The sequence below is a fragment of the Nonomuraea antimicrobica genome (assembly GCF_039536965.1).
Taxonomy (GTDB): domain Bacteria; phylum Actinomycetota; class Actinomycetes; order Streptosporangiales; family Streptosporangiaceae; genus Nonomuraea; species Nonomuraea antimicrobica.
This window is the reverse complement of sequence record NZ_BAAAZP010000013.1, coordinates 1-25,348: the sequence shown is the minus strand read 5'-3', so window position 1 is coordinate 25,348 and position 25,348 is coordinate 1. Positions and strand designations below refer to the sequence as shown.

Below are 25,348 nucleotides of genomic sequence, written 5' to 3'. Positions count from 1 at the left end.
GGGACGAGGCCAACGGTCACGCGCCATCCCGGAGAGCCGGTCGCGTTCACGCGGAGACCCAACCGGGAGGCGCAGCGGGACAGCCTTACCAGCGCTCCATCAGATGCTCGCGACCGGACGGCGGATCGTACGGCTCCGGCCAGAAATCGGTGATCCGGCTGATCAACCCCTGATCGGAGACCTCGAACCACGCGCATGCGTCCTGACCCTCGGCGCCGACGCGCGCGTCGAGCCATGCCGCCGCATGGCGGCCAGAGACGACAGCGGGGGCTTGTCGTTCGTCCTGGGACCTGTCTCAGGCGCCCGTGTCAGCCGAGGTTGACCTTGATGTAAATGGGCTTGTGGTCGGAGGAGGCGGCACCCTGAGCTACGAGGCACCGGGTCACGCTTCCCTTGGGGGCGAAGAGGTAGTCGAGCTTGCGCTTCGAGACGCTGCCGTCCTCTCGGACGTGCTTCTCGGTCCACCGTCCGTCGCGGCTGCCGTTCTGGTCGCACTCGGTGTAGGCCGCGTACACAGGCGCCAGAATGCGTCTTTTCGTCCCGGTGCTCTGCCCGCTGTCCGGCGGGGCCAGGTTGAGGTCTCCGCCGAAGACGGCACGGTATCCGGGCTTGGCCGCCGCCGCCAGCAGCTCCTGGACCTGCCTCGTCCGGAAGGGCGCGTCGGGTTTCTTGTCGTCGTAGGACAGGCCGGCGCTGAGGTGGGTGCCACAGACGTTGAGCCTCCTGGCCGGGATCGCGGCGCAGAGCGCCATGCGCCTGGCGTACCACGGCGGGGAGGTCAGTCCGTGGGCCTGGAAGATGGCCGCATCGTCGGCGACCGCGACGGTGACGGCTATGTCGCCCCGCGGACGCCCCTGCCGGTCAGGTGCGCAGACCTTCGGCGAGCCGTCCTTCAACGTGAGGATCGACGACCGCGTGGTCCAGGCGCGCTGGGTCTTCTGTTCCAGCAGGCTCTCCAGTGTGGCCGTCCCACCCGCGCAGAACTCCTGGAGGAAGATCACATCCGGCTTGATCGGCTGGGTGATCGCGTACCAGCCGACCTGCACGGCCACCTCCTGCATGCTCCTGCCGTAGAAGAAGCAGCCGGGATTGGTGCCCGCGCAGACATTCCAGCTCATCACCGAGGTGGCGGAGGACGACGTCCGCGCCTGGGCCAGCCCCGCGTGGAGAGGGACCGTCACGACCGCCAGAGCGGCCGTCACCATCAGCTTCCTCGCGATCATGACTGGTCATTGAAGCATCGGTGCTTCCTGCGAGCCACTCGCCAGGCAGGAAGTGTCGGGAAACGATCGTCTGCCGACACTTTGTGGTGACCGCCCCCTCCCCGCGATCAACCGCTGAGGTCTCCATCTGAGCCGGGGCGGGTCACGACAGCCGTCCGGTCACGTCGGGCACCAGGGTCTCCACCCGGGGCGGCCGCCGGTAGCCGCTGGAGGCGGGCCGCGGCGGGACCTCCAGCGGTGCCCGCCGCACCTCCCGGTACGGGATCGTGGACAGCAGATGGGAGATCATGTTGATCCTGGCCCGGCGCTTGTCCTCGCTCTCCACCTCGTACCACGGCGCCTCGGGAATGTGGGTGTGGATCATCATCTCGTCCTTGGCCCGCGAGTACTCCTCCCACCGCGTGATCGACTCCAGGTCCATCTCCGACAGCTTCCACTGCCGCATCGGATCCTCCAGCCGCGCCCGGAACCGCCGCTCCTGCTCGGCGTCGCTCACCGAGAACCAGTACTTGCGCAACAGGATCTCGTCCTCCACCAGCAACCGCTCGAAGATCGGGCACTGGTGCAGGAAACGGGTGTACTCCTCCTGCGTGCAGAACCCCATCACCCGCTCCACCCCGGCCCGGTTGTACCAGCTCCGGTCGAACAGCACGATCTGTCCCGCGGCCGGCAGGTGCTCCACGTACCGCTGGAAATACCACTGTGTCCGTTCCCGCTCGGTGGGCACGGGCAGCGCCACGATTCTGGCCACGCGCGGATTGAGGTATTCGACGACCCGCTTGATCGCGCCTCCCTTGCCCGCGGCGTCCCTCCCCTCGAAGACCACGACCACCCGCTGCCCCTCGGTCTTGACCCACTCCTGCAGTTTCACCAGCTCCGCCTGCAGGCGGAGCAGTTGCTTCTCGTACGGCCTGCGCCGCAGCCTCTCAGTGGTCATGAGAGAACCCTGCCATCCGCGAACGGGATGCGCCCGGCGTGTCCGCCGAGCGTCGACGCTCACCGCTGGTCCCCCGAATTGAAGGAGTGCCGCAAAGGGCCCGTGATCGGGGCGACCTGACCGCGCAGGTCACCTTCCCCTTCTGTGGATGCGGCTCGTCACCAGGCGGCCGCCGGGGCGCCGGGGATGACGTCGTGCCCCACGCTTTGGGGACGGTAGACGGCGAGCTGCCGCACCTGGCCGGTCTCCACGTTCACGGCGTAGGTGATGTGACGGTTCTCGTCCGGGCGGTCCGACGGGACGGCGGCGAGCGTGACCTCGGACGCGTTCAGCCAGGCGCCGAGGGTGAGCGAACGACTGCCCTTCGGCAGGCCGCGCATCGTCACCGCCTTCCCGGCGCGACCTGTCCTGGCATCGAGCACAGTGATCGTGCCGTCATGGCTGTACGGGTTCCGGCTCTGGTCCCGCCGCAGTGCGGCCAGGCCGGAGCCGTCCGGGGCAAGCCCGCTGAAGCGGGTGTACGCCTCCCCCACCGCGACGGGGGAACCGCCGCCCGTCAGAGGCATCAGCCAGATGCCCGGCTGCTGGCCGTACTGCGCGTTCCGGGTCAAGGTCACGGTGGCGCCGTCGATGCTCCTGGGGTCCCACCCCATCGGCAGGGGCAGCGTGGTCCTCGCTCGCAGGTCGATGATCAGGCCGTCGTCCTTTCTGGATGGATAGCCGGTGAAGGCGAGGTACCGTCCGTCGTCGGACAGCTCCAGGCGCGCGTTGCCGCCCAGTTCCGCTTCCGTGACGGCGACGGGCGCGGTCTGCTCGGCGCCGCTCGCCAGGTCTCGTACCTTGAACGTCCTGGCCGTCCGGCTGTAGTAGGCGATGAGGCGCCCGTCGCGGCTGATCGCCAGCGGGTAGAAGTTCGGTCCGCTCTTGTTGCCCAGCGCTTGTGGCACGTGGTACGTCTCGCCGGCTCGGGTGACCACACGCCACCCACCGTTCCTGCAGTCGGTGAGGGCGGGGGCACCGGCGTGGCAGAAGGTCCGGTAGGCGTGGCTGAGCGGACCGACGCCCCGGCTGGGCAGGTCGGCGATCTTGCCGGTCGCCGCCGCGACGATGAGCTTGTCGGACGTCGACGGCGCGATGCCGGGAAAGACGCCCAGCACGACGCCGGTGAGCACTGCCAGCCCCGTCACGCCGGCCGCGCCGGCGGCGGCCATCCGATTCCGCCGTCTGCGCCTGCTGCCGGCGATCGCCCAGTCGGCCAGGTCGATGGCCGGAGCATCGACTGCCACGTCGTCCAGCGCCTCGCGCAGCCTGTTCATCGGCGTACCTCCTCGGTCTCGGTGAACAACTCGGACAGCTCGGGCGCGAGCGTGCGCAGGCGGCCGAGCGCATGGTGGGTCTGGCTCTTGACGGTGCCAACAGAACAGCCGAGGATCTCCGCGGTCTCCCGCTCGCTGAGATCTTCGTAGAAACGCAGGACGATCACAGCGCGTTGCCGGGGCGTGAGCCTGGTCAGCGCCGTGCGCAGGATGATGCGATCGACCGTGGCGTCGTCATGGGCGTTGCCGCGCTCCGGTGGGTCGGCGCCGGGCGACTCCCGCCGTTTGCGCCGCTGCCACGAGATGTACTGGTTGATCAGTGCCTTGCGCGTGTACGCCTCGGGGGTGCCTTGCCGGATCAGCCTGGGCCAGTGCCCAGCGACCTTGAGCAGGACGCTCTGCATCAGGTCCTCGGCGAGGTGAGCATCTCCCGTGAGCAGGTACGCGCTCCGCACCAGCGCCTCCTGGCGGGCGAGCACGAACTCGCGGAAGCCGTCATATCTATCCAAAATGGCGATCTCCTCTCACCGGTACTCACGCCCGCGAGCGGCGGATAGGTTGGAACCCCTGCCCAGCGAGAAAGCGCCGACGGCTTCCGAAGCTTCCCACGCGGCCGATTTGCCGAGGCGAGCAGCGGTCACCGCAGTCCACGCCATCGGGTCCTGGACATCGACAGGCTGGCGCAGGTCCACCGGCACAGCCTGGGCTGGGTCTGCGCCCGAGTCAGTGACCGGGAGCACCGGAAAACGATTCGACGTGTGGGGCGGAATGCGATCAGATATCTCAGGTGGATGACGTGGAGCTGAATGCGCTTGCCAACCAGTTGGTGAAGATCCCCGGAGTGGTCGCGGTCGCGCTCGGCGGCAGCCGGGCCCGCGGCACCCACCGCCCCGATTCCGACATCGATCTGGGCCTCTACTACCGGGGCGAGCTGGACGTCGCCGCGCTGCGGGCACTGGCCGTGGAGTTGGCCGGTGAAGGAACCGAGGTGACCGCGCCGGGCGGCTGGGGGCCGTGGGTCAACGGCGGCGGCTGGCTGACCATCGACGGCTGGCGAGTCGACTGGATCTATCGCGACCTCGACCGCGTCCACCGGATCTGGGACGACTGCCAGGAAGGCCGCTACGAGATCGGTGTCCAGGCCGGGCATCCGCTGGGCTTCTACTCCCACGCCTACGCCGGGGAGGTCGCCATGTGCCGGGTCCTGGCAGACCCCAGCGGGGAGCTGTCCGACCTGCGGGAACGGGCCGGCGCCTACCCCGCAGCCCTGAGCGCCGCACTCGTCGAAGGGCTGTGGGAGGCCGACTTCGCCGTGCAAGTGGCGCACTACGGGGCGGTCGGCACCGACCCCGCCTACGCGGCCGGATGCCTGTTCCGTGCCGTGGGTGTCGTCTGTCAGGCGCTGCACGGGCACGCGGGCCAGTGGCTGATCAACGAGAAGGGCATGGTGGCCTCGGCGGGCCGGCTCTCCATAGCCCCGCCGGACTTCGCCGTACGTGCTCAGCGGCTGCTGGGTGACCTCGGCGAGTCGACGCGGCGGATCGAGGAGACCGTCGCCGACGCGGCCGCCCTCGTGCAAGAGGTGAAGACGGCCGTAAGCCGCTAGGGCCGCGACCTGATCGCGGCCGCCCTCGACCAGAGCACGACGCGATGACCGCAGCTCAGGCGGCGAGGGTGCCGAGGTCGGCGGCGACTCGGGCGAGGGCCCGGACGAGGTCGTTCTCGGTCTCGGTACGCCACACCAGGGCGTACGGCAGGGCGTCGACGTCACTGATGGGCAGGTAGGCGATGTCGGGCCTATTCCAATAACGCCGCATGTGGGCGGGAAAGACGTTGACGAGTTCCCCGGTGCTGGCCAGGGTGAGGACCTCATCGGCGTTGCGAACCACGGGACCGCGCTCGATTCGGCGCCCCGAGCGGGTATGGGGCGGGATGTAGCCGTCGAACCAGTAGTCCGGCCGCGCCGGGGTGTCGGCATGCTGGAAGTCGGCGAGCGTGTCCAGTGAGATGGCGATGCGCCGGGTGAGTTCGTGGTCGGCGGCCACGGCCAGCACCCGCGGGTCGGTGAACAGGACCGGGCCCACCGTCAGGTCGGGTTCCTCGACCGGCAGCCAGCAGACCAGGACGTCGAGGTCGCCGCGGCGCAGTCCGGCGAACGGATCGACGAAGGATGCCTGCTGGATCCGCAGCCGCCACTGGGGATGTCTCGTGCGGAAGGTGTCCCAGTAGGGGCGCAGGTCGTGGACGTTGAAGGGAAGCATGCCGACGCGCAGCACGGCGGTGATGCCCTGGGCGGCGAGCTTGGCCCGGCGCATGCCGTCCCGCAGGCCGGTGTAGACGGGCCACAAGTCGTCGCGGAGTTGCCTGCCGAGCGGGGTCAGCCGGACCGTGCGGTTGGTGCGCTCGAACAGCGGAGCGCCGATCTGGCGTTCCTGTTTCTTGATGGCCTGGGTGATGCGGGCGGGGCTCACGCGCAGCCGTTCGGCGGTCCGGCCGAAGTGCAGCTCTTCTGCCAGGGTCAGGAAGATCTCCATGTCGCGAAGCTCCACGATCCTCCTTGATATTAACTCGGGGGTTAATACGACCTTGCGTACTTTGTCGTTGTTTCGGGTGGTTGTTCGCGTCGATCCTTGTGGCCGGACGGTTCAGACACTCTGGAGTGACGGGATGACATCGTTCTTGGGCAAGACGGCGTTGGTGACCGGAGCCTCACGAGGGATCGGCCGGGCCATCGCGCGGCGCCTGGCGGCCGACGGGACGCTCGTGGCCGTGCACTACGGCAGCAACGAGGCAGCCGCCCGCCAGACCGTGCACCTGATCGAGCAGGACGGCGGCCGGGCCTTCCCGATCCGCGCCGAACTGGGCGTGGCAGGGGACGTGGACACCCTGTTCACGGGCCTGGAGGCGGGCCTGCTCACGCGGACCGGCCAGGCGCGGCTGGACATCCTGGTCAACAACGCCGCCATCACCGCCGACTCGATCGAGACGATCACCCCGCAGGCGTTCGACCGCCTGATCGCGATCAACACCAAAGCACCACTGTTCATCATCCAGCGGGCCCTGCCCCTGCTCAACGACGGCGGCCGCATCGTCAACCTGTCCACCGCGGCCACCAGAATCGCGACACCCGAACAGCCGTACGCGATGAGCAAGGCCGCCATCGAAGCGCTCAGCCGCTCCCTCGCCCAGGCCGTCGGCGAACGGGGCATCACCGTCAACGCCGTGGCCCCCGGCCCGACCGCCACCGACATGAACCCATGGATGCTCGACAACCCCGAAGTCCAGCAAATGGTCGGCAGCGGCAACGCCATCCCCCGAGCCGGCCAACCCACCGACATCGCCGACGTCGTGGCCTTCCTGGCCGGCGAGGCCGGCCGCCGGGTCACCGGGCAGACCATCGACGCCTCCGGCGGCTGCTTCCTCGGCCCCCGCATCTGAGCCGACAGCCACCCGGCCGCCGTACCCGCGAACGTCATCGCCCTGCGGGGACGTGTCAGCGGCGGCGTCAGGGCGGCGACGGTCCGGTGTCAGCGCGGTCGGCGATGGTTGACGCCATGAACGGTTCAGCGATCGCGACCCCGGGTCGCGAACTGGGCCAGGACCGAGCCCCCCGGCCTCGCGCGGCGCGCATGGATCCCCATGAGCGCCGACGCCAGGACGGGGCTTCACAAGATCGAACACTGTAGGCAAGGAGATTCATGATGGGACACGGCAACAGCGGCTTCTCCGCGACGGGACTGCGCAGGCTGCGTGAGGTGCTGGCGCGGCATGTCGAGTCCGGGAAGATCCCCGGCCTGGTCGCCCTGGTCAGCCGGAACGGTCAGACGCACGTCGAGGCGCTCGGCACCATGCAGCATGACGGTGGCGCGCCGATGCGCCGCGACACGATCTTCCGGATGGCCTCCACGTCCAAGCCGCTGTCGATGGCGGCGGCGATGGTGTTGCTGGACGAGTGCCGGCTGCGGCTGGACGACGTGGTGGACGAGTGGCTGCCGGAACTGGCCAACCGTCAGGTGCTGACGCGGCCCGACGCCCCGCTCGACGACACCGTGCCGGCGCGCCGGCCGATCACCGTACGGGACGTGCTGAGCTCCACCTTCGGGCTCGGCATGGACATGACGTCGCTGGGCACCCCGGTCATGAACGCCGTCTTCGAGCAGAACCTCACGCCCTCCGGGCCGGAGCCGCAGCCCGAGCCGGATGAGTGGATGCGCCGCCTGGGCGAGCTGCCGCTGCAGTACCAGCCCGGCGAGCGCTGGCAGTACCAGATCAGCAACGACCTGGTCGGCGTGCTGGTGGCCCGGGTCACCGGCCAGTCGTTCGAGGAGTTCCTGCACGAGCGCATCTTCGAGCCCCTCGGCATGAAGGACACCGGCTTCCACGTCCCCGCCGACAAGATCGACCGGCTGCCCACCCTGTACGCGCCCGACCCGGCCACCGGCGAGTTCCTCGTATGGGACGAAGCCAAGGGCGGGCGGTGGAGCCGGCCCCCGGCGTTCCAGGGCGGTGGCGGCGGGCTGGTCTCCACCGCCGACGACTACCACGCCTACTTCCAGATGCTGCTCGACGGCGGCACCCACAAGGGCAAGCGGATCCTGTCCCGGCCCGTGGTCGAGCTGATGACCACCAACCGGCTCACCCCCGAGCAGAACGCCGCCCGCAACGCCATGGCCACCAACAGCGTCCACATCTCCTTCGGCCAGGGCCAGCAGGGCGGCTGGGGCTTCGGCATGGCGGTGCGCACCTACCGCGGCGACTACGCGCCCATCGGCCAGTTCGGCTGGGACGGCGGCAGCGGCACCTCCAGCTACGCCGACCCGGCCAACCAGCTCACCGGCATCCTGCTCTGCCAGCTCGGCTACTCCGTCCCGAGCCCGGCGCACCTGATGAACGACTTCTGGACCACCCTCTACCAGGCCATCGACGACTGACACTAAACCCACCCCGAGCCCGCCCGTCCCACCGCATTCGAAGGAGTACACCACCATGTCCATCACCCTCACCGACCAGGACAAGCTCACCCTGCGCACCGCCGCCTACGGCGCCGTCACGCTGATGTCCGCCGCCGATGCCGCCGGCAAGCCCCACAAGGCCGCCACCGAGGGCTCCATCGCCCTGGGCTCCGCCACCGGCCCGGTCGGGCACGTGCTGGCCACCTACCCCAAGGACATGAAGCTGGACGGCAAGTCGGTAGCCGCGATCGCCGACCAGGTGCTGCCCGCCCTGACGGCGGCCATGAGCCTGCTCAAGCAGCAGGATCCGGCCGAGGCCGGCAACTTCCGCAGCACCGTCCTCGTCGCCGTCGAAGCGGCCGCCCGCACCCACCAGGGCCCGCCCAGCCCCACCGTGGCGGACATGTCCCGCAAGATCACCGAAGCCCTCGACGCCGCTTGACCACATGCCCGCCCACTGGGCTTCGGCTTGAAACGGCGAGGGTTCCTCGCCGCGGTCGCGACCGCAGTCGGTCGCGACCGTGGGCACGACGTCCCGAGCGGCGACCGGGCCAGTCCCGGATCGACCCCCTCCGAGCTGCGCCCCCCGTTCCGGACGGAGGGGGGCGTCCTCGATGTCCAGCCCGATAGACTTTCTATGTGCAAGCCAGCAGGAAGGAGGCGGTGATGGATACCGGTCAGGGCACGGGTAACAGAATCCTGGTCGTCGGCGCCGGCGCGACCGGGGGGTTCTTCGGCGGCAGACTCGCCGCGGCCGGTCGGGACGTCACCTTCCTGGTGCGCCCGCACCGGGCCGCCACGCTGGGTGAGCGAGGGCTGCGGATCACCGGTCTCGGCGAGCGGACACTGATCGAACCGAGACTGATCGGCGCGGGAGAGATCACCCAGCCCTATGACGTCGTCCTGTTGTCGGTGAAGGCCACCGGGCTGGCGCAGGCGATCGAGGACGTCGCGCCGGCGGTCGGCCGGGGAACCTCGATCGTCCCCTTCCTCAACGGCATGGCGCACCTCGACGCACTCAACGCGCGGTTCGGCGCGGAGTCGGTGCTGGGCGGGGTGGTCAAGGTCGCCACGACCGTCGACGCGGACGGTGACGTCGTCCGTCTCGCCCCGATGGCCGAACTGACCATCGGAGAGCAGCACGGCCAGCCGTCCCAGCGACTCCGGGAGGTCTGCGGCCTGCTGTCCGCCCCTGGCTTCGAGACCGCCGTCACGGCGGACATCATCACCGCCATGTGGCACAAATGGGTCTTCATTGTCACCGTCGGCGCGTTGACCTGCCTGGCCCGCGGCTCGGTCGGGGAGATCGTCGGCGTCCCAGGTGGAGCGAGGCTGGGCCCCGGCATCCTCGCCGAGGCGGCGGCGGTGTCAGCCGCGGCCGGCCACCCGCTTCCGGCCGGCGAACTCGACTGGATCACCGAGATGGTCACGCGGCGGGGTTCGGATTTCACGTCGTCGACGTATCGCGACGTCGTCGCCGGTCAGTCCACGGAGGTCGAGCACGTGTTCGGCGACCTCGTGGGGCGCGCCCGGGCTCTGTCGGTGGACACTCCGCTGCTCGACCTGGCCACTCTCCAACTGCGGGTGCACCAGCACAGGACCGCTACGGCGTTGTGACGAGGCCCGGGTCAGCCGCCGGTCTCCACGCGCTCGCGAGCGCGGTGGGTTCGGGGGACAGCCAGGGCCGGACCCACGCCTCCTCTTCACGCCGGACGGGCTCGCCGCAGTGGTCACACACCGGGCCCGGAAGCGTGACCTGCCCGCACCGCTGGTGGATCACCCGCATCGAGGCGGCCGGCTCGGCCGGCTCGGTGTGCTCCTGACCCCAGACGGCCAGGGCATGCAGCACCGGAAGCACCTCGGCCCCCGCCGTGGTGAGCCGGTACTCGTACCGGGTACGCCCGGCGCCGCGGTAGGGCACCCGTGCGAGCAGCCCGGCCTCGACCATCCGCGCCAGCCTGTTGGACAGGATGTTGTCGGCGATCCCCAGCTCCGCGCGGAAGGAGTCGAAGCGGGTCGTGCCCAGGTTGGCGTTACGCAGGATCAGCAGTGTCCACCGCTCCCCGAGCAGGCCGACGGCGCGTCCGATCGGACAGGGAACGGACACCTGTGGCCGTAGCTCCGTTGTCACATCAGCCTCCGTTCGAGCACACACTGGCTTGCATCGAGCAAGTTTACCCGAGGAGGGCAGAATTCGGGCCGACTTATCGCCCCAGGGCGCTCTCATGCCGCGTATCGTGCGATCGCCTCCTCGTTCCAGGTGATCCCGAGCCCCGGCCCGGTCGGCGTGATGCGGCCGTCGACAGGCCGGCACGGGTCCTGGAGGATCGCGCCCGCGAGGTCGAGGTACTCCATCCAGTCGCCGGTGGGCGTCACGGCCATGGCGTGCGCGCTCGCCTCGACGAAGAGATGGCTGGACACGGGCAGTGAGGCCGCGTACGCCTGTCCCGCCGCGAGCATCCAACCGGTGAACCCGCCGATCTTCATCAGGTCGAACATCGCGAAGTCGCTCGCCGACGCGGAGATCGCCGCCCGGCAGCCCTCGGGGAACCACCAGTTCTCGCCGGTCTGGATTCGCGCCCGTGTCGTCCGCCGTACGAGGGCATGGCCGGCGAGATCCTCGGCGGCGACGGGCTCCTCCACCCAGTAGAGATCGAACTCGCACAGCCGCTCGATCCGCCGGCACGCCTCCGCCGGGTCGAGCGCCTGGGTGTAGTCGACCATGAGTTCGATGTCGTCGCCCACGATCTCCCGAACCCGCCGAACGACCGCCACGTCCTGGGCCGCGTCCGGATAACCGATCTTGATCTTGACGGCCCGGAATCCCGAGGCCACCGACTCCCTGATGGCCGCCTCGTCCCGTGGCAGGTCGAGCAGGCCGTAGCTGTCGTAGGCCCGCAGCGCGACGGCCTCGCCTCCGAGAAGGCGGGCGACGGGCTGGCCGAGTTCCTTGCCGAGAGCGTCCCAGAGCGCCATCTCGATCCCCGAGATGACCATGCCGAGCAGTCCCTGCGTACCGAGCAACCGGAACCGGCGCCGCATGTCGTGCATCCAGCACACGGGAGAGACGGACCTGCCGGCCAGCTCCGGGGCCAGCTCGCGGACGATCGAGGTCATGGCCGGCAACATCAGCCGGCTGTACGCGAAGAGGTACGAGTGTCCGACGACGCCGCTTTCCGTGACCACGTCGAGCAGGAGAAGCGGCGCCGCGCAGGTCGATCCGGACGCGGTACGCAGGGGTCGGGCCATCGGAACGTCCACCGGCCGGGCCCGGACCGCCGAAACCGCCGGGAGCGTCGTCATACGGCGTCACCTCCAGATCGGAGAGCGGCCATCCCTTCCAGCCCGGGACCTGGGCGACGATCGCGCCCATCCGGGCGAAGCGGAAGCGATCCTCTGTGCGGACCACCTCCTGGCTTGCATCTGAAAAGTATAAGAAGTAACGTCGCAGATAGCGAGTAGCTTTCACTTCGAAAGCCAGATGAGGCTTGACCAAGGGGGAATCGACCAAGGGGGAACCGCCATGACGACCATCCAGACCGGGCGTGTCGAGGACGTGGCACGCGAGGCACATCGGCTGACCGTGGACACGGGCATGCCGTTCGCGGTCTTCAGGGAGAAGTACGAGCGGGCGGTGCCACCGATCGACCTGGCGCGGCAAGAACGCCTGCGCGACTCCGGCGCCGACTGGCCCACGGTCCTGCGGGCCGTCGCGGAGAACGCGCCCCATGACTTCATGATCTTCTGGAGTCTCGACAGCACGGCGCTCCCCCGACCGTCCGGTGAGCGGTGGCGCGGCGTGCAGTATCTGATGGGCAACCACACCATCGCCCAGCGCATGTTCCACCGCGATCACGGTGTCCAGCTCTACGCGCCCCTGCGCACCGCGATCTACGAGGACGCCCGCGGGGTGACGCGGTTCTCCATCGACCAGCCGAGCGCCCAGTTCGCCTCCTTCGGCGATCCCGAGATAGCGGCCGTCGGCGTCGAACTCGATCGCAAGGTCGCCGCCCTCCTGGACCACCTCGGTGTGCCCGTGCCCGAACGGCTCGCCCCGGACCGTACGAGGTAGGCGTCATGACCGGATTCGCCGACTACCAGAACGAGATCTACCGCGACGGGCTCGACAACAGGACACCGATCCTGCCCACCGAGCTGACCGCGCTGGAAGGGCTCGCGCGCGAACGGCTCGACCCGCGCGCGTTCGGCTACGTGGCCGGATCCGCGGGCACGGAGTCCACCGCGCGCGCCAACCTGGAGGCGTTCCGGCGATGGCGGATCGTGCCGCGGATGCTACGTGACGTGGCCGTCCGCGATCTGTCCGTCGAGCTGTTCGGCCGGCGGCTGCGCTCGCCGCTGCTGCTCGCCCCGGTCGGCGTCCTGACGATCATGCATCCCGAGGGCGAGCTGGCGGTGGCTCGTGCCGCGGCGGCCGAGCAGGTGCCGATGGTCCTCAGCACGGCCTCGTCCCACTCCATCGAGCAGGTCGCGCAGGCCGGCGGCGCGGGCCACCGGTGGTTCCAGCTCTACTGGCCCGATGACCGCGATCTCGCGGCGAGCTTCGTCCAGCGCGCGCACGACAGCGGCTACGAGACGCTGGTCGTCACCTTGGACACCCACACGCTCGGCTGGCGACCGCGCGACCTGGACCAGGCGTACCTGCCGTTCCTGGGCGGTGCCGGGGTCGCCAACTTCTTCACCGACCCGGTGTTCCAGAAGATCGTCGGGGATCCGATCGACGAGACCAACCGGGACCGCGCGATCGGGATCTGGTCGCGCCTCTTCGGCAACCCGTCGCTCACCTGGGACGACCTGCCTTTCCTCCGCGAGCGCTGGGAGGGTCCCATCGTGCTCAAGGGCATCCAGCACCCCGACGACGCGCGCCGTGCGGTCGACGCCGGCATGGACGGCGTCGTCGTCTCCAACCACGGTGGCCGCCAGGTCGACGGCGCGGCCGGGGCGCTCGACGCGCTGCCCGCCGTGGCGAAGGCCGTGGGCGACCGGCTCACCGTCCTGTACGACAGCGGCATCCGCTCCGGCTCTGACGTGATCAAAGCGATGGCGCTGGGGGCCAGGGCCGTGCTGCTGGCCCGGCCGTACGCCTACGGGCTGGGGCTCGCCGGGCAGGCAGGGGTACGGCACGTCATCCGCTGCCTGCTGGCCGACCTGGACATCACGATGGCCACCAGCGGCAACGCCCGGGTCGCAGATCTTTCGCCGGACCTGCTCACGACCGCTCCCGGGCATTGACCAAGGATTTTGGGCCTTTCGTCCTTGATCGTCTCCTGTTACGGTCATGGCATTGGCAGGTCCGGACCCGTACCACAACCATCGCGCTCGACCGGAACCCTGGCGTCGCACCCGCCAGGCTTCACCATCGGCGGACCCCCAATGATCCGCTCCCTCAACAAGCTGGGCGACCGCCTGCTCGGCAAACTTCTGCCCTCCGCCACTGCCAGCGCCGACACCTGCCGGACCACGCCGTACGGCCACAGGTGCCGCATCGTCGGGGGTTACACCATCTGCGGCCCGTGAACGACAGCACTCGCCCACTGATCCTCTGCGGTACGTCGCTCTGGCGGGGCGCTGTGCTTTAGGTCTCGTCTTCCCGCCGGCCGTGTTCTGCGAGGTGTCGCAGCCGGACCGCCTTCCGGGTGTTCCGTTCGTCGGTGCCTGATCTTGTCCCGCTGCCGCCGGCCATGGCTTCGTCCGTGCTGGCGGCAGCGGTGGCCATCGTCGAAGGTCGGATCCGCTTGGGCCGACCGTCGTCAGGTGAGGCTCGTACGCGGGGCCGGCCGCAGCTCGGACAGCACCGAGGCGAGAGAGTCGCGGCCGGACAGCAGCTCCGGCGTGGGGGCCACGTAGATCAGGACGGAGGTCACCCCCTCCCGCGCGAACTCCGCGATCCTCTCGCGCAGCTCCGGCGCGGGACCGCTCAACCACAGGGCGTCGACCAGGTCGTCCGGCAACGCCAGGCCTGCCGCCCGCCTGTCACCGGCGTCGAACAGCTCCCGCGACCGCGCCAGCACATCACCGCGGCCGAGCCAGTCGTGGAAGGCCCGGTAGGGAGGCTGGTTCAGGATCCAGCCCAGGAAGGCCCGCCCGGCTCGGCGAGCGTAGGCGAGATCGCGGGTGGGACAGACGAAGACCTTCGCCACGACCTCCTTGCCCTCCTGGACCGGCCCGGCCTCGGCCAGGACCCGCGACAGGTCCGCGGCGGTCAGGAGGTTGGTGACGAAACCGTCGCCCTCCTCCAGCGCCAGGCGCACCATGCGTGGCCGCAGCGCGCCGAGCACGACCTTGACGCCGGTGGCAGGGATCTGGAAACCGCGTACGGCGAAGGTCTCGTACTCGGTGTCGACAGGTTCGCCGCGCAGCGCACGGGTCAGGAACCGCAGCGTATCCCGCAGGCGGGCGACCGGCCGGTCGAACGGCACCCCGTTGAGCGCCGACACGTGCGTGGGGACCGAGGTGCCGATGCCCAGCATGACCCGCCCTTCCCCGCCGACCCCGTCGGCACCGGCCAGATCGGCGAGCGCCACGGCGGTCTGGGCCAGGACGCCGGGTCCCCGGGTGAGGACCGGGACCACCCCGGTCCCCAGACCCAGCCGCGGCTGCCAGGCCGCGGCGGCGGCCAGCGGGGTGAACGCGTCCAGGCCGCCGCCCTCCCCGGTCCACACGTCGCGGTAACCCAGATCGGGCAGGGCCGTCACGATTCGGCGGTGCTCGCGCAGGGACAGGCCGGGCAGGGGCAGGTTGACCGCCCAGCGTACGGTTTCGAGGCTCATGGCCGGATCACCCCTATCGGTTGGCGACGTTGACGGTGGTGAGGTCCACGAACCAGGACTTGGGCTGGATCAGCCCGCTGACGCCCGCGGCGAGCATCCTCGGGTTGCGGTCGCTGAGGACGAAGAGGTAAGGGGCCTCCTCGCTGACGACCTTCTCCGCCTGGTGGAACAGCGTCGCGCGCTTGGCCGGGTCGAGGGTGCGCTCGGCCTCGGCGGTGAGGGCGTCCACCTCCTTCGAGTACCAGTTGCCGGTGTAGACGGGCGTGCCCTTGGCCCAGTAGGCCCGGACCAGCGACTCGGCCTGGTAGGTGACGGTGGAGGCGCACTGCATGTCGGCTCCGGCGGCGGGCTTGCCCGCGTTCAGGTCCGCGAGCAACGTCGACCACTCCACCTTCTGGATGTTCACGGTGATACCGACCTTGGCGAGCTGGGACTGGATGGCGGTGGCGATGGGCACGGGGATCAGGTTGCCCGAGCCGCCGGTCGGCACCGCGAGCGTGGTGGTGAACCCGCCGCCGACGCCGGCCTCGGCGAGCAGCGCCCGGGCCTTCGCCGGGTCGTGGGAGTACAGGTCGTTGGCCTGGTCGTACGCCTCCGTCGAGGCGGGGGCGTGCTGGTACGCGGGCGTGGCGGTGCCCTTGAGCAGGTCGCGCGCGATCGCCTCGCGGTCGATGGCGTAGTTCGCCGCCTGACGTACCCGGACGTCGTTCCAGGGCGTCTTGGCCTGGTCGAACGTGCAGTACCAGAGATGGTCGTACTCGCCGGTGTGCAGGGAGTAGCCCGACTGCTCCAGCGACGGGATGTCGTCCGGGTTGGGGTACTCGATCCAGTTGACCTCACCCGAGCGCAGCGCGGCCGTGCGGGCGGAGGCGTCCGGCATCGGGCGCAGCACCAGTTTGTCCAGCTTGGGCGGGCCGCCCCAGTAGTCCTTGTTCGGGCGGAGCACGAGTTGCTGGCCCGGCTGGAGCGATTCGAACACGAACGGGCCGGTGCCGACCGGGTTCTGGGCGAAGCCCTGGTTGCCGTGCTTCTTGACCGCCGTCGGGCTGGGGAAGGTGAGGAAGGTCAGATCGGTGAGCAGGTGACCGCTGGGCTGCGCCGTGGTGATGCGGACCGTGGCGTCGTCCACCTTCTCGTACGACTTGATCTGCCCGGTCCACAGGTCCGCGGCGCCGGCGGCGGCCGGGTAGTAGAAGGGGCTCTCCTTGTTCAGCAGCCGGTCGAAGGCGAACACGACGGCGTCGGCGTCGAACGGGGTGCCGTCGGCGAACTTCACGCCCTGCCTCAGGTGGAAGGTCCAGGTCAGGCTGTCCTCGCTGGTCTCCCACGAGGTGGCCAGGCCGGGCACGACCTCGGGCGTCTTGGCCGACTGCCTCAGGTCGTAGCGGGTGAGGCCGTCGTAGAGCTGGAAGTTGACGAACCTCTCGCCCTCGAAGCCCTGGGTGAACGACAGCACCGTGTCGGTGCCGGGGATGTCGGCGGCGGTCATGCCGATGACGAGGGTGCCGCCGGAGGAGCCGGGCGCGGCGGCGGGGGCTCCGGAACCGCAGGCCGCCGTGGCCAGTACGGCGCCGAACGCCACCGCGAGCAGGGAGCGGGTGGGGAAGAGGCGGGTGAAGGACGGGTGGTTGGGCGACACGGTGTCTCCTGGGGGTGGGTCGCGGTCAGCCGAGCGGAGGAATGGAGGACAGCAGCTCACGGGTGTAGGGGTCGTGCGGGGCGGTCCACACCTGGTGGACGTCCCCCTCCTCGACCACCCGCCCGTGGCGCATCACGGCCACGCGGTCGGCGATGTGCTCGACGACCGCGAGGTCATGGGAGATGAACAGGACGGCGACACCGGTGTCGCGCTGGAGCGCTGCCAGCAGGTTGAGCACCTGGGCCTGGATGCTCTTGTCCAGGGCCGAGACGGCCTCGTCGCAGACGATCAGCTCGGGGTCGGTGGAGAGGGCACGGGCCAGCGCCACCCGCTGCACCTGACCGCCGGACATCTCGTGGGGGTAACGGCCGGCGTCGCCCGGCGGCACGCCAACGCGGTCGAGCAGGGCGGCGACCCGCGCGGGGACGGCCGCACGGGGGCAGCCGTGCGCGCGGAGGTTGAACGCGATCGCCTGGCCGATGGTCAGCCGCGGGTTCAGCGAGGTCTGGGGAGACTGCGGGACGAGCTGAAGCCTGGCCCGCAGCGCGCGCAGCTCCGCGCCCCTGACCGTGGCCAGGTCGCGCCCGGCGAAGATCACCTGCCCCGCGTCGGGACGCAGCAGGCGCAGGATCATCTTGGCGGTGGTGGACTTGCCGCTGCCGGACTCCCCGACCAGGCCGAGGATCTCACCTTTGCGCAGGTACAGGCTGACGTCGTCCACGGCGGCGACGCCGTTGGGGTAGCGCTTGCACAGGCCGGTGGCCGACAACAGCGCGGACGACGGCGGTTGCGAAGGCAGCGGAGGTGTCGGTCGCGGAGGTGTCGTCATCTCGATCCTCCCTTTCTCGGTCATCTCGTCCTCGCCCCGGCACCGGGCGCGGCGACCGGGTCTGGCCAGGGCACAGGGCAGGCCGCGGAGCCGCCCGCGGCCACCGGCGCGAGCAGAGGCGGCTCGGCCGAGCAGGCGGCGACGGCGTACGGGCAGCGGGGCACCAGGGCGCAGCGGCCCTCGATCTCCGCGGTGGCGGAGGGCGGCAGGCCGGGAAGCCCGGCCAGTTCGCCGCGCGGGATGCCGGGACGCGGCTGGGCGGCGAGCAGCGCGGCGGTGTACGGGTGGGCGGGCCGGTCCAGCACGCGCGCGGCGGGCCCCTCCTCCACCACCCGCCCGGCGTACATGACCACCACGGTGGACGCCATGAGCCTGGCCACGCCCACGTCGTGGGTCACCAGCAGCAGCGCCATGCCCAGCTCGCGCTGGAGCCGCTGGAACAGGGCCAGGATCTGGGCCTGCACGGTCATGTCCAGCGCGGTGGTGGGCTCGTCGGCGATCAGGAGCCGGGGGCCGCACGCCACGGCGGCGGCGATCGCGACCCGCTGCCGCAGCCCGCCGGACAACTCGTGCGGATAGGAGCGGGCGACGCGTCCCGGCTCCGGCACGCCCGCCTGGCTGAGCAGTTCCAGGGCCAGCTCCCGCCTGGCGGCCCGGGAGTTCCGCACCCGATGCGCACGCAGCACCTCGGCGATCTGCCCGCCGACCCTGCGCAGCGGGTCGAGCGAGCCGCCGGGGTCCTGGGGGACGAGCCCGATGTCGCGCCCGCGCCGGGCCGACATGGCGCGCTCGTCCAGGCCGAGCAGCGATTCGCCGCCGAGCCGCACGTCGCCGCCGACCCGGGCGTTGCGACCGAGCAGTCCGAGCACCGCGCGGGCGGTGACGGACTTGCCGCTGCCCGACTCGCCCAGCACCACGGTGGTACGGCCGGTGTCGGCGGACAAGGTGACGCCGCGCACCGCGTGCGCCGTGCGCTCGCCCGCCGTGAAGGCGACGGTGAGGTCCTCTATCTCCAGCAGCGGGCTCACGTGGTGTACCTCGACTTCACGTCGAAGTGCCGGCGCAGTCCCTCGCCGAGCACGTTGAACGAAACCGAGGCGAGGAAGATCGCCGCGGCCGGGAGCAGGGCGAGCAGCGGCGCGGTGAACACGTACTGGCGCAGGTCGTCCACCATGGCCCCCCATTCGGCGTGGGGCGGCGCCACTCCGAGCCCGAGGAAGGACAGTCCCGCGCCGAGCACGACGCACAGCCCGACGAGCGCCGAGCAGTAGACGCTGACCGCGGGCATGATGTTCGGCAGCACGTGCCAGCGGGCGATGAACGGCCATCCGGCGCCGCCGGCGCGCGCGGCCTGCATGAAGTCCAGCTCGCGTAGCCGGGCGACCTCGGTGACGACGACCCGGGCGACCGCCGGCACGAGGATGACCGCCAGGGCGGCCATCATGCTGACCAGTCCGGCGCCCAGCGAGGCGGCGATGGCGATGGCCAGCAGCACCGAGGGGAAGGCGAAGAGCACGTCCAGCACGCGCATCACCGCGTTCTCCACGGCTCGCGCGCCCAGTCCCGCGACGACGCCGAGCAGGGTGCCGAGCACGCTGGCGACGGCCACCGGGACGACGCCCGCGAGCAGCGATGCCTGCGTGCCCCACACCAGCCTGCTGAGCACGTCGCGGCCCTGCCCGTCGGTGCCGAACGGATGGCCGGGACTTCCCGGGGGCAGCAGCCGGTTGGCCAGGTCGCCCAGCGCGGGGTCGGGCAGCGGCAGCAGCGGAGCGAGAGCCGCGGTCAGTGCGAGGGCGAGGACGGCCAGCGCGCCGGCGGTCAGCGCCGCGGGCGGCCGTCGCCGCGGACGGCCTCGCGGTCGCTCCGTGGAGGGTGGGGGTTCGGGCCGTGCCGCCATGGGCTACCTCCGTACGCGGGGGTCGATGAGGGCGTGCGCGCCGTCGACCACGAGATTGATCAGGACGAACGAGACCGCGATGACCAGCACCCCGCCCTGGATGAGCGGCAGGTCCCTGGCGGCGATGGCGTTGTAGAGCGCCTGGCCCAGGCCCGGCCAGGAGAAGATCGTCTCCACGAAGACGACCCCGCCCAGCAGATAGGCGATCTGCAGGCCGGCGATGGTGAGCAGCGACGGCAGCGCGTTGTGCAGCGCGTGCAGGGCGATGGAGACGCGGCCGAGCCCGCGGGCCCGCATGGCGTCGATGTGCTCGCCGGCCAGCACGTCGGCGAGCACGGCGGACAGCATGCGGGCGATCACCCCCATCGGGATCATCGCCACGGCGGCGGCCGGGAGGATCAGGTGCCGCAGCACGTCGCCCGCCCCTCCCCCGGCGATGGGGTCGCGCATGCCGCCCGCGGGAAGGACGGGGTACTCGACGGCCAGCAGGACGACGAGCAGCAGCGCGATCGAGTACTGCGGCACCGACATCGCGAGGAAGGACAGCCCGGAGGCCAGCCAGCGCGGCGGGCGCCGGGACGCGAACGCGCCGGTCACACCGAGGGCCAGCCCACCCCCGAACGCGATCAGGGCCCCGGCGGCGGCGAGCAGCGCGGTGTTGCCGAAGGCGCCCCACACCAGGTCGAGCACGTCGCGCTGGAGCTGGATGGAGGTGCCGAGCTGCCCTTGGGCGACGTTCCACAGCCAGGTGCCGAACTGCACGGGAAGCGGCTCGTCCAGGCCGAGCCTGGCGCTCAGTTCGGCTCGCGCGGCCGGAGTGGCGAGCGGGCCGAGCAGGCTGGCCAGGGGGTCGCCGGGGACGAGCTTGGTGGTGACGAAGACGACCAGGCACACGCCGAACACGGTCGGCACGGCGAGCAGCAGCCTGCGTACGAGGAAGGCGGTCACGCCGGGGCCTTCGCGGTCACCGGCGCGGCGATGTCGGGTTCGAGGTTCACAGGGTCGTCTCCAGGTGTGGGGGTGTCACGGGAGCCCCGGATGGTCGGTGCGACCGGCCCCGGGCGACGGGTGGGCAGAAGGACGGCAAAGGGTGGGCGACCGACAGCGGCCTGCCGAGTGCGGGCGATGAATTCGCCTCTATGTGATGTGCACGATGCGCACGCTTGTGCGCATGGTAATCACCAGGTGCAGTGCCACGCAATCCCCTGGGCATAGTTGCGCGCATAGCGCACAAGTGTGCACTATGGTAACGTCCCAGCTCGGCGGCTCCCAGAGAGCGCGCCCGGATACCTAGACGAGGGGAGTTCGCATGGCGGAGACACCCACAACGGCCGGCGACGGCGGATCGCCGCCAACGCTGGTGCTGGTGCACGGGGCGTGGCACGGCGGCTGGTCATGGGACCCCGTCCTTCCCGCGCTCGCCGCCCACGGAGTCCCGGCCCACGTGGTGGATCTGCCCGGCGTCGGCCGCGCCCCCGGCGGGCACGACCTGGCGGGACACGCCGCGTACCTGCGGGAGGAGGTGGCCCGGCTGCCCGGCCCCGTGGCACTGTGCGGCCACTCCTACGGCGGAGCCGTCCTCACCGAGGCCGCGCCGGCGGACGCGGTCGTGCTGATCTACCTGGCGGCGTTCCTGCTCCGCCCCGGGGAGTCGTGCGTCGATGCCAACGCGGCGACGCCGCCCCCTGACGATCCCGCGCTCGGCCCGCACCGCGAGGGCGACTACCTGCACGTCTCCCCCGTCGCGGCGCGCCACCTGTTCTACGACGACTGCCCGGCGGAGCCGGCCGAGGCGGCGATCGCCCGGCTGACCCCCGAGCACGTCGCCACCGTCGGCTCTCCCGTCACCCGCGCGGCGTGGACCGAGGCGCCTTCCGCGTACATCGTGACCGCGAAGGATCGGGCGATCTCCCCCACGGCGCAACGCGCGATGGCCGAGCGCGCGGGACGGCGCTACGAGATCGACTCCGGCCACTCACCGACGCTCACCCGCCCGGACGAACTGGCCGCGCTGCTGGCCCGCGCGATCCGCGAAGCCGCCCCCCATGGCTGAACCGGCCTCCCGCCGCGCGGCGTATCCTAAGGGCGCCGCGGCACTCCCCACGGAGGGGACGCACGCGGGACCAGCTCATCGGACACCGGACAGGGGGCAGAACAGCGGTGGTGGGGACCCGCGCGGGCAAGGCCGACCAGGGCGGCGAGAGCGAGCCGGCGGGACGCCCGCCCTACTTCGTGCAGTCGCTCGAACGCGGTCTCGCCGTGATCAGCGCCTTCGACCACACCAGGCCCAAGCTCACCTCCACCGAGGTCGCCAAGATCACCGGGCTGGACCGTGCGGCGACGCGCCGCTTCCTGCTCACGCTGGTCGACCTCGGCTACATGATGACCGACGGCCGCCTGTTCTCACTGCGGCCACGCGTGCTGGAGCTCGGCTACGCCTACCTGTCCAGCCTGAGCCTGCCCGACATGGCGCTGCCGCACATGGAACGGCTGGTCGGGGAGGTCCACGAGACCTGCTCGCTCGGCGTGCTCGACGGCCGCGAGGTGGTGTTCGTGGCCCGCGTGCCCACCAAGCGCCTCATGGCCATCCCGATCCTGGTCGGGAGCCGGTTCCCGGCCTACCCGACCTCGATGGGACGGGTGCTCCTGGCCGGGCAGCCACGCGAATGGCTCGACGATTACTTCTCCTCGGTGCAGCCCGAGCCGATCACCGACCGCACCGTCACCGACCCCGGCGAGCTGCGCGAGATCGTCGAGGAGGTCCATGCCCAGGGCTGGGCGATCATCGACCGCGAGATCGACGACGGCTCGTGCTCGGTCGCGGTGCCGATCCACGACGCCTCCGGCCGGGTGGTGGCCGCGCTCAACCTGTCGATGCCGTCGGGCCGCGGCAGCGTCGAGACCATGCGCGACCTGCTGCCCGCGACCAGGCGGGCGGCGGAACAGATCGAAGCGGACCTGCGTCCCAGTTCGCGCGGCCAGGAGAACGGCCTCGCCTGACGGGTAGGCGACGGGTCCGGAGAGGACATCCGTGACCGTCACCTCCCACTTCTGCGGCCCCACCCACTACCGCCGCTGCGGCTCCGGCGACCGGCTGCTGGTGCTCCTGCACGGCTGGCCCCAGACCGGCCACTGCTGGCGGCACCTGATGGAACCGCTGGCGGAACGCTACACCGTCGTCGCCCCCGACCTGCGCGGATACGGCCGCTCCGAGGCGCGGGGCCCCGGCCGTGACAAGCGCGCCGCCGCCGCCGACCTGTCGCGCCTGCTCGCCGAGCTCGGCTTCGACCGCGCCGACGTGGTGGGGCACGACCGGGGCGCGCGAGTGGCGCACCGCTGGGCCCTCGACCGGCCGGACGAGATCGGCCGGCTCGCCCTGCTGGACGTCCTGCCCACGCGGGAGGTCATGCGCTCGGTCGACAAGGACTCGGCCGGGTTCCTGTGGCACTGGTTCTTCCACCTCCAGCCCGATCTGCCGGAGCTGCTGATCGGCGGCGATGTCGAGGCGTACCTGAGGTTCTTCTTCGAGCGGCAGGCGCTGCACCCCATCGAGGAGGAGGCCGTGGCCGAGTACGTCGCGGCGTTCAGCGACCCGCGGGTCCTGCGCGCCTCGCTGGAGGACTACCGCGCCGGCTTCCACGAGGATCTGGCCGCCGACGAGGCGGACTTCCAGGCGAGGCGCCGTCTCACCCAGCCGCTCCTCGTGCTGTGGGGGGAGCAGGGCGGCCTGGGAGGCGCCGACGTCGCCGGGATCTGGTCCCGGTACGCCGAGCGCGTCACCACGGCGGCCATCCCCGACTGCAAGCACTTCCTGCCCGAGGAGCAGCCCGGACGGGTGCTCGCGGCGCTGCGCGCCTTCCTCAAGGAACAACCCACCTGCAACAGCTCAGAAGGAGCGTCCCCGTGACCCGAGCCCGGCACTTCGACCTGGTCGTCATCGGCGGCGGCCTCGGCGGGATCGCCGCCGCCCTGGCCGCGGCCCGGCTCGGCCTGCGCAGCGTGCTGGTGAGCGAATGCGACTGGCTCGGCGGCCAGGTGTCCAGCCAGTGCATTCCCCCCGACGAGCATCCCTGGATCGAGTCGATCGGGTGCACCCGCTCCTACCGGGAGTTCCGCGACCGGGTACGCGCCTTCTACCGGCGCAACTACCCGCTCAGCGCCCGCGCGCGGGCCGCCGCGCACCTCAACCCGGGATCGGGCAACATCGGCCCGCTCAGCCACGAGCCCCAGGTCGCACGGCTGGTGCTGGAGGAGATGATCGCGCCGTGGCTCAGCCGGGGCCTGATCACCGTGCTGCGCGAGCACCACGTGGCCCAGGCGGCCGTCGTCGGCGACGAGGTGCGGGCGGTGGCCGTCCGCGGCCCGCAGGGGGAGGAGACGGAGCTGACCGGGTCGTACTTCCTGGACGCCACCGACCTCGGCGACCTGCTGGAACTCGCCGGGGCCGAGCACGTCTTCGGCGCGGAGAGCGCCGCGGAGACCGGCGAGCCGCACGCGCTGCCCGGCCCGGCCGACCCCTTCGACCAGCAGGCGATCACCTGGGCGATGCTGCTCAGCCTGCACCCGGGCACCGACAACACCATCGAGCGGCCCGAGCAGTACGAGACGTGGCGGGAGCACCGGCCGGCCGTGTGGCCAGGACCGCTGCTGAGCTGGGTGGTCAGCGACCACGTCACCCACCGGCCCCGCCAACGGCCGCTGTTCGCCGAGCACCCCTCCACCGGCGGGATCCGCTACGACCTCTGGCACGCCAGGCGGGTGCTCGACGCGGGCCACCTCGGCTCCGGCTGGGCCGACGTGACCGCGGCGGCCTGGCCGATGATGGACTACTGGAGACTGCCCCTGCTGGGCGTGGACGACGAGACGCGCGCGCTGGCCCTGCGCGAGGCCCGCCAGCTCTCGCTGTCCTTCCTGTACTGGATGCAGACCGAGGCGCCCCGCCCGGACGGCGGCGTGGGCTACCCGGAGCTGCGCCCCCGCGGCGACCTGACGGGCACACCCGACGGGCTGGCCAAGATGCCCTACATCCGCGAGAGCCGCCGGATCCGGGCCGAGTTCACGCTGCTGGAGCAGCACATCGGGGTCGAGGCGCGGGGCGATCTCGAAGGGGCGGAGCGTTTCGCCGACAGTGTCGGCATCGCGGCGTACCGGATCGACGTGCACCCCTCGACGGCGGGGCGCGACACGATCGACATCGACACCTGGCCGTTCCAGATCCCCCTGGGCAGCCTGATCCCGGTGCGGCTGAAGAACGTGCTGCCCGCGGCCAAGAACATCGGCGCCACCCACCTGACCAGCGGGGCCTACCGGGTGCATCCGGGCGAATGGACGACCGGCGAGGCGGCCGGGGCACTGGCCGGATTCTGCGCCGCGCGCGGAAAGCGGCCCTCCCAGGTACGCGCGGACGAGTCGCTGCTCGGCGAGTTCCAGGCGCTGCTCACCGGCACGATCGGCATCGACCTGGAGTGGCCGAGATACGAGGCGCTGGCGCCGCGGCACCGCTTCGGCTACGTCGAGGCGGGCCGCTGATGCGCGACGAGCGGGTACGCCAGGCCCTGGACCGGATCGCCGGGCTCGACGGCGCGCTGCACGCCTTCACCCAGGTGTTCGTGGCGGACGCGACCGGCTCAGGACCGCTGGACGGCATGACCGTGGCGGTGAAAGACAACATCGACGTCGGCGGCCAGGTGACCACGCTGGGGCGGCCCGCGTCCGAGCGCGCCCCGGCCGCGCGCGACGCCGAGGCGGTGGCGCGGCTGCGCGG

General features: G+C 71.1%; 26 protein-coding genes. 13 read left to right on the top strand and 13 right to left on the bottom strand.

All coding sequences use genetic code 11. From position 1 onward, the window contains the following. Window positions 1-308: 308 nt before the first annotated feature. From ABD844_RS04680 to ABD844_RS04665, 4 genes are all read right to left on the bottom strand, one after another. Window positions 309-1,223, bottom strand: coding sequence for an endonuclease/exonuclease/phosphatase family protein (locus ABD844_RS04680; RefSeq protein ID WP_344873310.1), 915 nt, complete (start codon window positions 1,221-1,223; stop codon window positions 309-311). Between the two features lie 142 nt (window positions 1,224-1,365). After that, window positions 1,366-2,160 (bottom strand): polyphosphate kinase 2, encoded by a 795-nt coding sequence (ppk2, locus tag ABD844_RS04675; protein WP_344873309.1) that lies wholly within the window; start codon window positions 2,158-2,160, stop codon window positions 1,366-1,368. 158 nt (window positions 2,161-2,318) lie between these two features. Next, window positions 2,319-3,476 (bottom strand): TolB-like translocation protein, encoded by a 1,158-nt coding sequence (locus ABD844_RS04670; RefSeq protein WP_344873308.1) that lies wholly within the window; start codon window positions 3,474-3,476, stop codon window positions 2,319-2,321. Beyond that, a complete protein-coding gene (locus tag ABD844_RS04665) occupies window positions 3,473-3,985 on the bottom strand; it encodes a SigE family RNA polymerase sigma factor (RefSeq protein ID WP_344873306.1) in 513 nt (170 codons plus the stop codon). The genes ABD844_RS04670 and ABD844_RS04665 overlap by 4 nt, the downstream gene beginning before the upstream one ends. 287 nt (window positions 3,986-4,272) lie before the next feature. Here ABD844_RS04665 and ABD844_RS04660 point away from each other — a divergent pair, with 287 nt between their 5' ends. Further along, the gene (locus ABD844_RS04660; protein WP_344873304.1) at window positions 4,273-5,082 is read left to right on the top strand and encodes a nucleotidyltransferase domain-containing protein; all 810 of its coding nucleotides are present in this window, start codon (window positions 4,273-4,275) and stop codon (window positions 5,080-5,082) included. 55 nt (window positions 5,083-5,137) lie between these two features. Here the strand turns inward: ABD844_RS04660 and ABD844_RS04655 are convergent, their stop codons facing one another. Then, the gene (locus ABD844_RS04655; protein WP_344873302.1) at window positions 5,138-6,025 is read right to left on the bottom strand and encodes a LysR family transcriptional regulator; all 888 of its coding nucleotides are present in this window, start codon (window positions 6,023-6,025) and stop codon (window positions 5,138-5,140) included. Window positions 6,026-6,143: 118 nt separating this feature from the next. Here ABD844_RS04655 and ABD844_RS04650 point away from each other — a divergent pair, with 118 nt between their 5' ends. The 4 genes from ABD844_RS04650 (at window position 6,144) to ABD844_RS04635 (ending at window position 10,045) form a co-directional block, all read left to right on the top strand. Next, complete coding sequence (locus ABD844_RS04650) at window positions 6,144-6,914, top strand: SDR family oxidoreductase (RefSeq protein WP_344873300.1); 771 nt, start codon at window positions 6,144-6,146, stop codon at window positions 6,912-6,914. 260 nt (window positions 6,915-7,174) lie between these two features. Beyond that, window positions 7,175-8,407, top strand: coding sequence for a serine hydrolase domain-containing protein (locus ABD844_RS04645; RefSeq protein ID WP_344873298.1), 1,233 nt, complete (start codon window positions 7,175-7,177; stop codon window positions 8,405-8,407). 55 nt (window positions 8,408-8,462) lie between these two features. Next, window positions 8,463-8,870, top strand: a complete 408-nt coding sequence (locus ABD844_RS04640) for a hypothetical protein (protein ID WP_344873296.1) — start codon at window positions 8,463-8,465, stop codon at window positions 8,868-8,870. Between the two features lie 224 nt (window positions 8,871-9,094). Beyond that, a complete protein-coding gene (locus ABD844_RS04635; RefSeq protein ID WP_344873294.1) occupies window positions 9,095-10,045 on the top strand; it encodes a 2-dehydropantoate 2-reductase in 951 nt (316 codons plus the stop codon). On the opposite strand, the gene ABD844_RS04630 is transcribed toward ABD844_RS04635, so the two are convergent. Together ABD844_RS04630 and ABD844_RS04625 are read right to left on the bottom strand one after the other, a co-directional pair. Then, window positions 10,032-10,535 (bottom strand): winged helix-turn-helix transcriptional regulator, encoded by a 504-nt coding sequence (locus ABD844_RS04630; protein ID WP_344873292.1) that lies wholly within the window; start codon window positions 10,533-10,535, stop codon window positions 10,032-10,034. The genes ABD844_RS04635 and ABD844_RS04630 overlap by 14 nt on opposite strands. Window positions 10,536-10,651: 116 nt before the next feature. Beyond that, complete coding sequence (locus ABD844_RS04625) at window positions 10,652-11,731, bottom strand: enolase C-terminal domain-like protein (RefSeq protein WP_344873290.1); 1,080 nt, start codon at window positions 11,729-11,731, stop codon at window positions 10,652-10,654. A gap of 220 nt (window positions 11,732-11,951) precedes the next feature. Between ABD844_RS04625 and ABD844_RS04620 the strand changes: the two genes are divergently transcribed. The 3 genes from ABD844_RS04620 to ABD844_RS04610 all read left to right on the top strand — a co-directional run bounded on the left by ABD844_RS04620 (window position 11,952) and on the right by ABD844_RS04610 (window position 13,963). After that, a complete protein-coding gene (locus ABD844_RS04620) occupies window positions 11,952-12,500 on the top strand; it encodes a DUF302 domain-containing protein (RefSeq protein ID WP_344873288.1) in 549 nt (182 codons plus the stop codon). Window positions 12,501-12,505: 5 nt separating this feature from the next. After that, the gene (locus ABD844_RS04615) at window positions 12,506-13,678 is read left to right on the top strand and encodes a lactate 2-monooxygenase (protein WP_344873286.1); all 1,173 of its coding nucleotides are present in this window, start codon (window positions 12,506-12,508) and stop codon (window positions 13,676-13,678) included. A gap of 141 nt (window positions 13,679-13,819) precedes the next feature. Continuing rightward, the gene (locus ABD844_RS04610; protein WP_344873285.1) at window positions 13,820-13,963 is read left to right on the top strand and encodes a hypothetical protein; all 144 of its coding nucleotides are present in this window, start codon (window positions 13,820-13,822) and stop codon (window positions 13,961-13,963) included. Between the two features lie 233 nt (window positions 13,964-14,196). Here the strand turns inward: ABD844_RS04610 and ABD844_RS04605 are convergent, their stop codons facing one another. Genes ABD844_RS04605 through ABD844_RS04580 form a run of 6 tightly spaced genes read right to left on the bottom strand, consistent with a single transcriptional unit; the run spans window position 14,197 to window position 20,532 of the window. Next, window positions 14,197-15,216, bottom strand: a complete 1,020-nt coding sequence (locus ABD844_RS04605; RefSeq protein ID WP_344873283.1) for an LLM class F420-dependent oxidoreductase — start codon at window positions 15,214-15,216, stop codon at window positions 14,197-14,199. 13 nt (window positions 15,217-15,229) lie between these two features. Further along, window positions 15,230-16,855 (bottom strand): ABC transporter substrate-binding protein, encoded by a 1,626-nt coding sequence (locus ABD844_RS04600; RefSeq protein WP_344873281.1) that lies wholly within the window; start codon window positions 16,853-16,855, stop codon window positions 15,230-15,232. Window positions 16,856-16,880: 25 nt separating this feature from the next. After that, window positions 16,881-17,684: an ATP-binding cassette domain-containing protein gene (locus ABD844_RS04595; RefSeq protein WP_344873279.1), complete on the bottom strand. Its 804-nt coding sequence runs from the start codon at window positions 17,682-17,684 to the stop codon at window positions 16,881-16,883. A 20-nt stretch (window positions 17,685-17,704) separates the two neighbouring features. Further along, a complete protein-coding gene (locus ABD844_RS04590; protein ID WP_344873277.1) occupies window positions 17,705-18,712 on the bottom strand; it encodes an ABC transporter ATP-binding protein in 1,008 nt (335 codons plus the stop codon). Continuing rightward, complete coding sequence (locus tag ABD844_RS04585) at window positions 18,709-19,584, bottom strand: ABC transporter permease (RefSeq protein WP_344873275.1); 876 nt, start codon at window positions 19,582-19,584, stop codon at window positions 18,709-18,711. The genes ABD844_RS04590 and ABD844_RS04585 overlap by 4 nt, the downstream gene beginning before the upstream one ends. A 3-nt stretch (window positions 19,585-19,587) precedes the next feature. Next, window positions 19,588-20,532 (bottom strand): ABC transporter permease, encoded by a 945-nt coding sequence (locus ABD844_RS04580; protein ID WP_344873273.1) that lies wholly within the window; start codon window positions 20,530-20,532, stop codon window positions 19,588-19,590. Window positions 20,533-20,893: 361 nt separating this feature from the next. Here ABD844_RS04580 and ABD844_RS04575 point away from each other — a divergent pair, with 361 nt between their 5' ends. The 5 genes from ABD844_RS04575 to ABD844_RS04555 form a co-directional block, all read left to right on the top strand. Next, a complete protein-coding gene (locus tag ABD844_RS04575; protein ID WP_344873271.1) occupies window positions 20,894-21,637 on the top strand; it encodes an alpha/beta fold hydrolase in 744 nt (247 codons plus the stop codon). Between the two features lie 110 nt (window positions 21,638-21,747). Continuing rightward, entirely contained in the window at window positions 21,748-22,584 is an 837-nt protein-coding gene (locus ABD844_RS04570) for an IclR family transcriptional regulator domain-containing protein (RefSeq protein WP_425568504.1), read from the top strand. Between the two features lie 31 nt (window positions 22,585-22,615). After that, window positions 22,616-23,491, top strand: coding sequence for an alpha/beta fold hydrolase (locus ABD844_RS04565; RefSeq protein ID WP_344873269.1), 876 nt, complete (start codon window positions 22,616-22,618; stop codon window positions 23,489-23,491). Next, window positions 23,488-25,113 carry an FAD-dependent oxidoreductase gene (locus ABD844_RS04560; RefSeq protein WP_344873267.1) on the top strand — a complete coding sequence of 542 codons (1,626 nt, stop codon included), beginning with the start codon at window positions 23,488-23,490 and terminating at the stop codon, window positions 25,111-25,113. Before ABD844_RS04565 ends, ABD844_RS04560 begins: the two co-directional genes overlap by 4 nt. Further along, window positions 25,113-25,348: amidase family protein (locus tag ABD844_RS04555; protein ID WP_344873265.1), on the top strand; the 236-nt coding region annotated here is incomplete at its 3' end. The genes ABD844_RS04560 and ABD844_RS04555, both read left to right, overlap by 1 nt.

Bases quoted from the DNA above. Each gene is read 5' to 3' on its own strand.
- ABD844_RS04625 (WP_344873290.1), bottom strand. From the start codon at position 11,731: ATGACGACGCTCCCGGCGGTTTCGGCGGTCCGGGCCCGGCCGGTGGAC.
- ABD844_RS04575 (WP_344873271.1), top strand. From the start codon at position 20,894: ATGGCGGAGACACCCACAACGGCCGGCGACGGCGGATCGCCGCCAACG.
- ABD844_RS04595 (WP_344873279.1), bottom strand. From the start codon at position 17,684: ATGACGACACCTCCGCGACCGACACCTCCGCTGCCTTCGCAACCGCCG.
- ABD844_RS04645 (WP_344873298.1), top strand. From the start codon at position 7,175: ATGATGGGACACGGCAACAGCGGCTTCTCCGCGACGGGACTGCGCAGG.
- ABD844_RS04640 (WP_344873296.1), top strand. From the start codon at position 8,463: ATGTCCATCACCCTCACCGACCAGGACAAGCTCACCCTGCGCACCGCC.
- ABD844_RS04680 (WP_344873310.1), bottom strand. From the start codon at position 1,223: ATGATCGCGAGGAAGCTGATGGTGACGGCCGCTCTGGCGGTCGTGACG.
- ABD844_RS04650 (WP_344873300.1), top strand. From the start codon at position 6,144: ATGACATCGTTCTTGGGCAAGACGGCGTTGGTGACCGGAGCCTCACGA.
- ABD844_RS04585 (WP_344873275.1), bottom strand. From the start codon at position 19,584: ATGGCGGCACGGCCCGAACCCCCACCCTCCACGGAGCGACCGCGAGGC.
- ABD844_RS04635 (WP_344873294.1), top strand. From the start codon at position 9,095: ATGGATACCGGTCAGGGCACGGGTAACAGAATCCTGGTCGTCGGCGCC.
- ABD844_RS04670 (WP_344873308.1), bottom strand. From the start codon at position 3,476: ATGAACAGGCTGCGCGAGGCGCTGGACGACGTGGCAGTCGATGCTCCG.
- ABD844_RS04615 (WP_344873286.1), top strand. From the start codon at position 12,506: ATGACCGGATTCGCCGACTACCAGAACGAGATCTACCGCGACGGGCTC.
- ABD844_RS04605 (WP_344873283.1), bottom strand. From the start codon at position 15,216: ATGAGCCTCGAAACCGTACGCTGGGCGGTCAACCTGCCCCTGCCCGGC.
- ABD844_RS04610 (WP_344873285.1), top strand. From the start codon at position 13,820: ATGATCCGCTCCCTCAACAAGCTGGGCGACCGCCTGCTCGGCAAACTT.
- ABD844_RS04620 (WP_344873288.1), top strand. From the start codon at position 11,952: ATGACGACCATCCAGACCGGGCGTGTCGAGGACGTGGCACGCGAGGCA.
- ppk2 (WP_344873309.1), bottom strand. From the start codon at position 2,160: ATGACCACTGAGAGGCTGCGGCGCAGGCCGTACGAGAAGCAACTGCTC.